Here is a 6,740-nt window from a genome sequence, read left to right as displayed (position 1 = left end):
TAGAGTTACGGCGGTCATGGCGGAGGGGAAACGCCCGGTAACATTCCGAACCCGGAAGCTAAGCCCTCCAGCGCCGATGGTACTGCACTCGTGAGGGTGTGGGAGAGTAGGACGCCGCCGGACAATCTTCCAGTCGAGGGCCGCCCCATCCGGGTCGGCCCTCGACTGCGTAGCGCCATTGGTGGCGCAATCAGGAAGGATGTACCTGTGAGTTCAGGACCGCAGGGCGGAGATCGTCCCCGTCGCCACGAAGACCGTACGGACGGCTCGGCTGGACGCGACCGCGGCCCGCGCCGTGACGACCGCGACCGCCCCCCGTACCGGGGTGACCGGGACAACGCTGGCGGCGCCCGGGGCGGATACGCCGGCGGACGCGACGGCGGTTCCCGTGGTGGTGACCGGGACAGCTCGCGGTCCAGCGCTCCGCGTGACGGCGGCTTCCGTGGTGGTGACCGCCGCGAAGGCGGCTTCCGCGGCGGCGATCGGGACGGTTCGCGCTCGGGCGCCCCGCGTGAGGGCGGCTTCCGTGGCGGCGACCGTCGCGAGGGTGGTTTCCGCGACGGGGCGCGCTCGGGTGCACCCCGCGACGGTGGCTTCCGGGGTGGTGACCGCCGTGACGGTGGTTTCCGCGGTGGTGACCGGGACGGTTCGCGCTCGGCCGCTCCGCGTGAGGGTGGCTTCCGTGGTGGTGACCGCGACGGTGGTTTCCGTGGCGGTGACCGTCGTGAGGGTGGTTACCAGGGTGGCGACCGTGGCCGGTCGGGCCCGCCGCGTGAGGGTGGCGCTCCGCGTGAGGGTGGCTTCCGCGGCGGCGACCGCGACGGTGGCTTCCGTGGCGGTGACCGTCGCGAGGGTGGCTACCAGGGTGGCGACCGTGGCCGGTCGGGTCCGCCGCGTGAGGGTGGCTTCCGGGGCGGTGACCGCGAGGGTGGTTTCCGGGGCGGTGACCGTGGCGGTTCGCGTCCGGGCGCTCCCCGTGAGGGCGGCTTCCGCGGCGGCGACCGCGACGGCGGCTTCCGCGGTGGTGACCGTCGTGAGGGCGGCGCTCCGCGTGAGGGCGGCTTCCGCGGCGGCGACCGCGACGGCGGCTTCCGGGGCGGCGACCGTCGTGAGGGCGGCGGCTTCCGGGGCGGCGACCGGGACGGCTCCCGCCCCAGCGGTCCGCGCGAGGGCGGCGGCTTCCGTGGCGGTGACCGTCGCGAGGGTGAGCCCCGCCGTGACGATCGTGGCGCGGGCTCCGAGTCGTACGAGGGTGGGCGCACGTCCGCCCCGGCGTTGCCGGACGACATCGTCGCGACCGACCTCGACAAGGACGTCCGCGCCGAGCTGCTGTCGCTGAACAAGCCGGTCGCCGAGTCGGTGGCCCGGCACCTGGTCGCCACCGGTCAGCTGATCGACGAGGACCCGGCGGAGGCGTTGGCGCACGCGCTGGCCGCCCGCCGGCTCGCCTCGCGTATCTCCGCTGTCCGGGAGGCGGTCGGTCTGGCCGCGTACCACGCGGGGGAGTGGCAGACGGCGATCGCCGAGCTGCGGACGTACCACCGGATGAGCGGCCTGCAGAGTCACCTGGCCGTGCTGGCGGACTGTGAGCGTGCCCTGGGTCGACCGGAGCGGGCCATCGACCTGTTCCGCGGTGCCGACCAGGACAAGCTGGATCAGGCCGTCGCGATCGAGCTGCTGATCGTCGCCGCCGGCGCCCGGGGTGACCTCGGGCAGAAGGACGCCGCCGTGGCGATGCTCCAGGTGCCGGACCTCACCAGCGAGGCCACCGTGCCGTGGACGGCGCGGCTGCGGTACGCGTACGCCGACGCGCTGCTCGCGGTGGGTCGGCGCGAGGAGGCCCGCGAGTGGTTCTCCCGCGCCGCCGACGTGGACACCGAGGGTGAGACCGACGCGGCGGAGCGGCTGCTCGAACTCGACGGCGTTGTCATCGAGGGCGACGACGAGGACGAGGCCGAGGAGATCGCCGCCGGTCCGGGCACGCCGGGCGCGGTGCCGACCCAGCCGGACACCGACCTGGCCGCCGACGCCGACGACATCGCGGACGACGACGACCGCGACGAGGACGACGACCGCGACGAGGACGACGACCGCGACGAGGACGACGACCGCGACGAGGACGACGACCGCGACGAGGACGACGACCGCGACGACGAAGCCGACGAGGACTTCGACGACGAGGACGACGACCGCGACGAGGACTTCGACGACGACGAGGAGGGCGGCGCGGTCGCTCGCTCCGAGGACGCCGAGGACGTCGACGTCGAGGACGAGGACCGGCACCCCGACCAGAGCGGGAACGCCGAACCGTCGGACGCGACCGCGCCGGTCGCCGACGGGACCGCCCCCACCCGGGGCGACGAGTCGGAGCCGACGCAGCGGTGAGCACGGACGCCGGGAAGCGGCTGGTCGACGGGTACACCCTGGTCGTCTTCGACCTGGACGGGGTGATCTACCTGATCGACCGGCCGATTCCCGGCGCGGTCGAGGCGGTGGCCCAGCTGCACGCCGAGGGCCGGGCGGTGGCGTACGCGACCAACAACGCCTCCCGGCGCTCCAGCGAGGTCGCCGACCTGCTGACCGGGATGGGCGTGCCGGCCCGGCCGGAGGAGGTGCTCACCTCCGCGGCGGCCTCGGCCGAACTGCTGCGTGACCGACTCCCCGGCGGAGCCCCGGTGCTGGTCGTCGGGGCGGAGGCGCTGCGCGCCGAGGTGCGCGCGGTCGGCCTGACCCCGGTCTCCCGCGCCGACGAGAAGCCGGCCGCGGTGGTGCAGGGCTACGGCCCGCAGGTCGGTTGGGCGGACCTGGCGGAAGCCTCGGTGGCGGTGCGGTCGGGTGCGATCTGGATCGCCACCAACACCGATCGGACCCTGCCCAGCGGTCGTGGACCGCTGCCCGGTAACGGCTCGCTGGTCGCCGTGCTGCGTACCGCGTTGCAGCGGGATCCCGACGTGGTGGTCGGCAAGCCGGAGTCGGCGTTGTTCGAGACCGCCGCCCGGCGCAGCAACGGTGGCCGGGCGCTGGTCGTCGGTGACCGCCTGGACACCGACATCGAGGGCGCGCGTCGAGCCGGGCTGGACAGTCTGCTCGTGCTCACCGGCGTCAGCGGCGTACCCGATCTGCTGGCCGCCGGGCCGCAGCGGCGGCCCACGTTCGTGGCACGGGACCTGGCGGGGCTGTTCGACCCGGACGCGGCCGTGCGGGTCCCGGGTTCGACGGAGGCCGGGGGTTGGTCCGTGACGGACCGGGACGGCACGGTGGAGCTGGCCGGCTCGGGTCGGCCGCTGGACGCGCTGGCCGCGCTCTGCGCGGCGGCCTGGTCGGCGTCGGCGCCGCCGACGGTCCGCGCGGTGGGCCCGGATGCGGCCCGCGCGGTGGAGAGCTTCGGGCTACCCGGCGGCGAGTGAGACGGCCTGTGGGCGCTCGTCAGAGCAGCTTGCGCAGCTTCAGCAGGTCGAAGGGGTTCGCCTTGATCGACACTCGGCGGGAGGTCACCGCGCCGGTGACGTCGAGGTCGCCGCGCACCAGGGCCAGCAGGTCGTCGCTGGACGTGCTCAGCGCGATCTTGGCTTTGGGGTCGTCGCCGTCGGTCAGCTCGATCAGCCGGCCGCCGCTGATCCGGCCGTGAAACGCCGTGTCCAGGTCGGTGATCCGGCAGGCCAGCGTGCGGTCCAGGTCGATGCGTTCGCGCACCGTCTCGGCATTGCGGTCCAACCGGGCGGCCAGCTCCTGCAACGCCTGCCGGCACTCGTCCACGCTGGCCACATCTCCCCCTCGTTGATCGCCACGCCGTTCCCGGCACCGTACCGCACAGGACAGTCCGGGGTGCCCGGTAGCGTGACACCTGCACACCTCGCCCCATGGAAGGACACCGGCATGCAGGACGCGTGGCGCGCCTACCTCGAACTGGCCATGGGCCTGGCGGAGGCGCCCCGGAAAAGGGCCCAGGACGTGGCGCGTCGCCTCGTCGGCTCCGGCGGCGCGACGGCCGCCCAGCTCCAGGCCCTCGGCGAGGAACTGGTGAGCACCGGCGCCGCCAACCGCGAGGCGCTGACCAAGCTGGTCCGCTTCGAGGTCGACCGGGCACTCGGCGCGGTCGGCCTGGCCACCGCCGACGAGGTGGCCGAGCTGACCCGACGGGTCCGCGACCTGGAACGGCAGCTGCGCGAGGCGCGCGCCGCCGAGCCGACCCGCGCGGCCTCTGCCGGGCCGACCCCGCAGCCCGACCCGACCCGCGCCGTGCGGCCCGACGCCGGCCTGGTGCCGTCGGACGGCCCGGCCGGCGCCCCGGTCTCCGCCCCGGTGGCGAAGAAGGCCGTGGCGAAGAAGGCGGTCGCCAAGAAGGCCATCGCGAAGAAGCCGCCGGCGACGATCAGCCGCACCGGCGACGAGACCCCGACGCTGGCGGCGATGCCGGCGAAGAAGGCCGTGCGCAAGCGCCGCCCGGACGGTGACTCGTGACGGCCGTACCGTCCGGCGGGAGCCTCCGGTGAGCGGCGACGTCCGGCCCGGCCCGCGTCCGGGCCCTGCGCCCGGCATCCGACCCGGCCCGCCGCCCGGTGGGTTCGGGGCGCGTCCGGGTCCGCCGCCGAGCGCCCGCCCCGACCTCATGCCGGGCGACGACGACGCCGACGCCGCGCGGCACCCGGCGGTGGACGCCGCCGTGCGGGCCATGGCGAACGCGGCGACGCTCGCCCCGGCCGACCAGATCGCGCAGTACGAGGCGGCCTACGAGACGCTGCGGGAAACCCTCGCCACCATCGACCAGACCTGAGCAAGACCGGAGAACCACCCATGGCACGTCGCAACCGGTTGGACGCCGAACTCGTCCGCCGTGGTCTGGCCCGCTCCCGCGAGCAGGCCGCCGCGCTGGTGGAGGCCGGCCGGGTCCAGCTACGCGGGGTGCCCGCGCGCAAGGCCGCCGCGATGGTCGACCCCGCCGATCCGCTGCTGGTCACCGGCGACGACCCCACCGAGGAGTACGTCTCCCGGGGCGGGCACAAGCTCGCCGGCGCGCTGGCCGCGTTCGGCCCCGCCGGGCTGCGCGTCGCCGGCCGCCGCTGCCTGGACGCCGGCGCCTCGACCGGGGGCTTCACCGACGTGCTGCTGCGCGCCGACGCGGCCGAGGTGGTCGCCGTGGACGTCGGCTACGGCCAGCTCGCCTGGTCGCTGCGGACCGACGACCGGGTCCGCGTCCTGGAGCGCACCAATGTCCGTACCCTCGAACCGGAGGCGATCGGCGGGCCGGTCGACCTCACGGTGGCCGACCTGTCGTTCATCTCGCTGCGGCTGGTGCTGCCGGCGTTGGCCGGCTGCACCCGCGACGACGGCGACCTGGCGTTGATGGTGAAGCCGCAGTTCGAGGTGGGCAAGGACCGCGTCGGCGCCGGCGGTGTGGTCCGTGAGCCGGAGCTGCGCGCCGAGGCGGTGCTCGACGTGGCGGCGGCGGCGCAGCGGCTCGGCCTCGGCCTGGCCGACGTGGCGGCCAGCCCGCTGCCCGGGCCGAGTGGCAATGTGGAGTTCTTCGTATGGTTGCGCCGGGGCGCACCACCGGCCGACCCGCAGCGGGTGCGGGCCGTGGTGGCGGCCGGGCCGGACGGCCCGACGACGACCGGCGACGTGCCGGACGCGGCGGCGGAGGAGGTCGCAGGGTGAACGCGTACAGCGAGCGGCGCGGTCCGGTACGCGGTGGTGCCGCCACGACGGCGGACGGGCGGCCGGTCCGATGAGTCGCACGGCGCTGCTGGTCACACACACCGGTCGTCGGCGCAGCACCGAGCACGCCCGGTCGGTCGCCGCCGACCTGATCGCGGCGGGTTTCGAGGTGCGGGTGGTCGCCGACGAGGCCGACGACCTCGACCTGCCCGGCGTGGTGCCGGTCGCCGGCCCGGAGGCCGCCGAGGGCGCCGAGATCGTCTTCGCGCTCGGTGGGGACGGCACCTTCCTGCGCGCGGCGGAGCTGGCCCGGCCGGCGAAGGCACCGCTGCTCGGCATCAACCTCGGCAAGGTGGGTTTCCTCGCCGAGGCGGAGATCGACGACCTGGACACCGCGGTCCGTGACGTGGTCGGGCGTAACTACACCGTCGACGAGCGGCTCACCCTGGACGTCACCGCCGAGTTCGACGGCGGCCCCACCATCGAGTCCTGGGCGCTCAACGAGATCAGCGTGGAGAAGGGCGAGCGGGCGCAGATGCTCGAGTTGCTCGTCGACGTGGACGGCCGCCCGCTGTCGCGTTACGGCTGCGACGGCGTCGTCTGCGCCACCCCCACCGGCTCCACCGCGTACGCGTTCTCCGGCGGTGGCCCGGTGGTCTGGCCGGAGGTGGAGGCGCTGCTGCTGGTGCCGATCAGCGCGCACGCGTTGTTCAGCCGCCCGTTGGTCACCGCACCGACGTCCACGTTCGTCATCACCGTCGACCCGTTCACGACCCTCGCCGTGCTCTCCTGTGACGGTCGGCGGGTCTACGACCTGCCGCCGGGCGCCCGGGTCACGGTGCGGCGGGGTGCCCTGCCGGTGCGCATCGTGCGGTTGCGGGCCCGGCCGTTCACCGACCGTCTGGTCGCCAAGTTCGGGCTTCCGGTGCATGGCTGGCGGGGCAGCCGCAGGTGAACCGTGCGGGCACCGTCGGTGCACGTCGGTTGTCCACCTGACGACATGTCGCCGCTGCGGCGGCCGGCGACTAGTGACCTGGTGACGGGCTCCATCGCAGACTCCGATCGACTCTCATCTACGGATGGGG

General features: G+C 74.8%; 8 protein-coding genes and 1 rRNA gene. 7 read left to right on the top strand and 2 right to left on the bottom strand.

Annotated elements, in window-relative coordinates; all coding sequences use genetic code 11:
• The first annotated feature begins 6 nt into the window (after nt 1-6).
• Nucleotides 7-123, top strand: a 5S ribosomal RNA gene (gene rrf / locus F8271_RS13845).
• A gap of 90 nt (nt 124-213) precedes the next feature.
• On the opposite strand, the gene F8271_RS13840 is transcribed toward rrf, so the two are convergent.
• Nucleotides 214-1,371: a hypothetical protein gene (locus tag F8271_RS13840; RefSeq protein ID WP_151490101.1), complete on the bottom strand. Its 1,158-nt coding sequence runs from the start codon at nt 1,369-1,371 to the stop codon at nt 214-216.
• Between F8271_RS13840 and F8271_RS13835 the strand changes: the two genes are divergently transcribed.
• Together F8271_RS13835 and F8271_RS13830 are read left to right on the top strand one after the other, a co-directional pair.
• Nucleotides 1,360-2,385, top strand: a complete 1,026-nt coding sequence (locus tag F8271_RS13835; protein WP_225854512.1) for a hypothetical protein — start codon at nt 1,360-1,362, stop codon at nt 2,383-2,385. The two genes, F8271_RS13840 and F8271_RS13835, sit on opposite strands and share 12 nt — an antisense overlap.
• On the top strand, nt 2,382-3,407 hold the full coding sequence (locus F8271_RS13830; protein WP_151490100.1) for an HAD-IIA family hydrolase: 1,026 nt from the start codon (nt 2,382-2,384) through the stop codon (nt 3,405-3,407). The genes F8271_RS13835 and F8271_RS13830 overlap by 4 nt, the downstream gene beginning before the upstream one ends.
• A 19-nt stretch (nt 3,408-3,426) precedes the next feature.
• On the opposite strand, the gene F8271_RS13825 is transcribed toward F8271_RS13830, so the two are convergent.
• A complete protein-coding gene (locus F8271_RS13825) occupies nt 3,427-3,765 on the bottom strand; it encodes an SCP2 sterol-binding domain-containing protein (protein ID WP_121652745.1) in 339 nt (112 codons plus the stop codon).
• Between the two features lie 111 nt (nt 3,766-3,876).
• Between F8271_RS13825 and F8271_RS13820 the strand changes: the two genes are divergently transcribed.
• From F8271_RS13820 to F8271_RS13805, 4 genes are all read left to right on the top strand, one after another.
• Nucleotides 3,877-4,461 (top strand): phasin family protein, encoded by a 585-nt coding sequence (locus F8271_RS13820; protein WP_151490099.1) that lies wholly within the window; start codon nt 3,877-3,879, stop codon nt 4,459-4,461.
• A gap of 28 nt (nt 4,462-4,489) precedes the next feature.
• Nucleotides 4,490-4,774, top strand: a complete 285-nt coding sequence (locus tag F8271_RS13815; protein WP_151490098.1) for a hypothetical protein — start codon at nt 4,490-4,492, stop codon at nt 4,772-4,774.
• Between the two features lie 20 nt (nt 4,775-4,794).
• Entirely contained in the window at nt 4,795-5,655 is an 861-nt protein-coding gene (locus tag F8271_RS13810) for a TlyA family RNA methyltransferase (protein ID WP_151490097.1), read from the top strand.
• 70 nt (nt 5,656-5,725) lie between these two features.
• Nucleotides 5,726-6,610 carry an NAD kinase gene (locus F8271_RS13805; RefSeq protein WP_151490096.1) on the top strand — a complete coding sequence of 295 codons (885 nt, stop codon included), beginning with the start codon at nt 5,726-5,728 and terminating at the stop codon, nt 6,608-6,610.
• Nucleotides 6,611-6,740: the final 130 nt, after the last annotated feature.

Origin of the sequence: Micromonospora sp. ALFpr18c (assembly GCF_008868155.1) — a bacterium.
Lineage (GTDB): Bacteria > Actinomycetota > Actinomycetes > Mycobacteriales > Micromonosporaceae > Micromonospora.
This window is presented reverse-complemented; position numbering and strand designations above follow the sequence as displayed.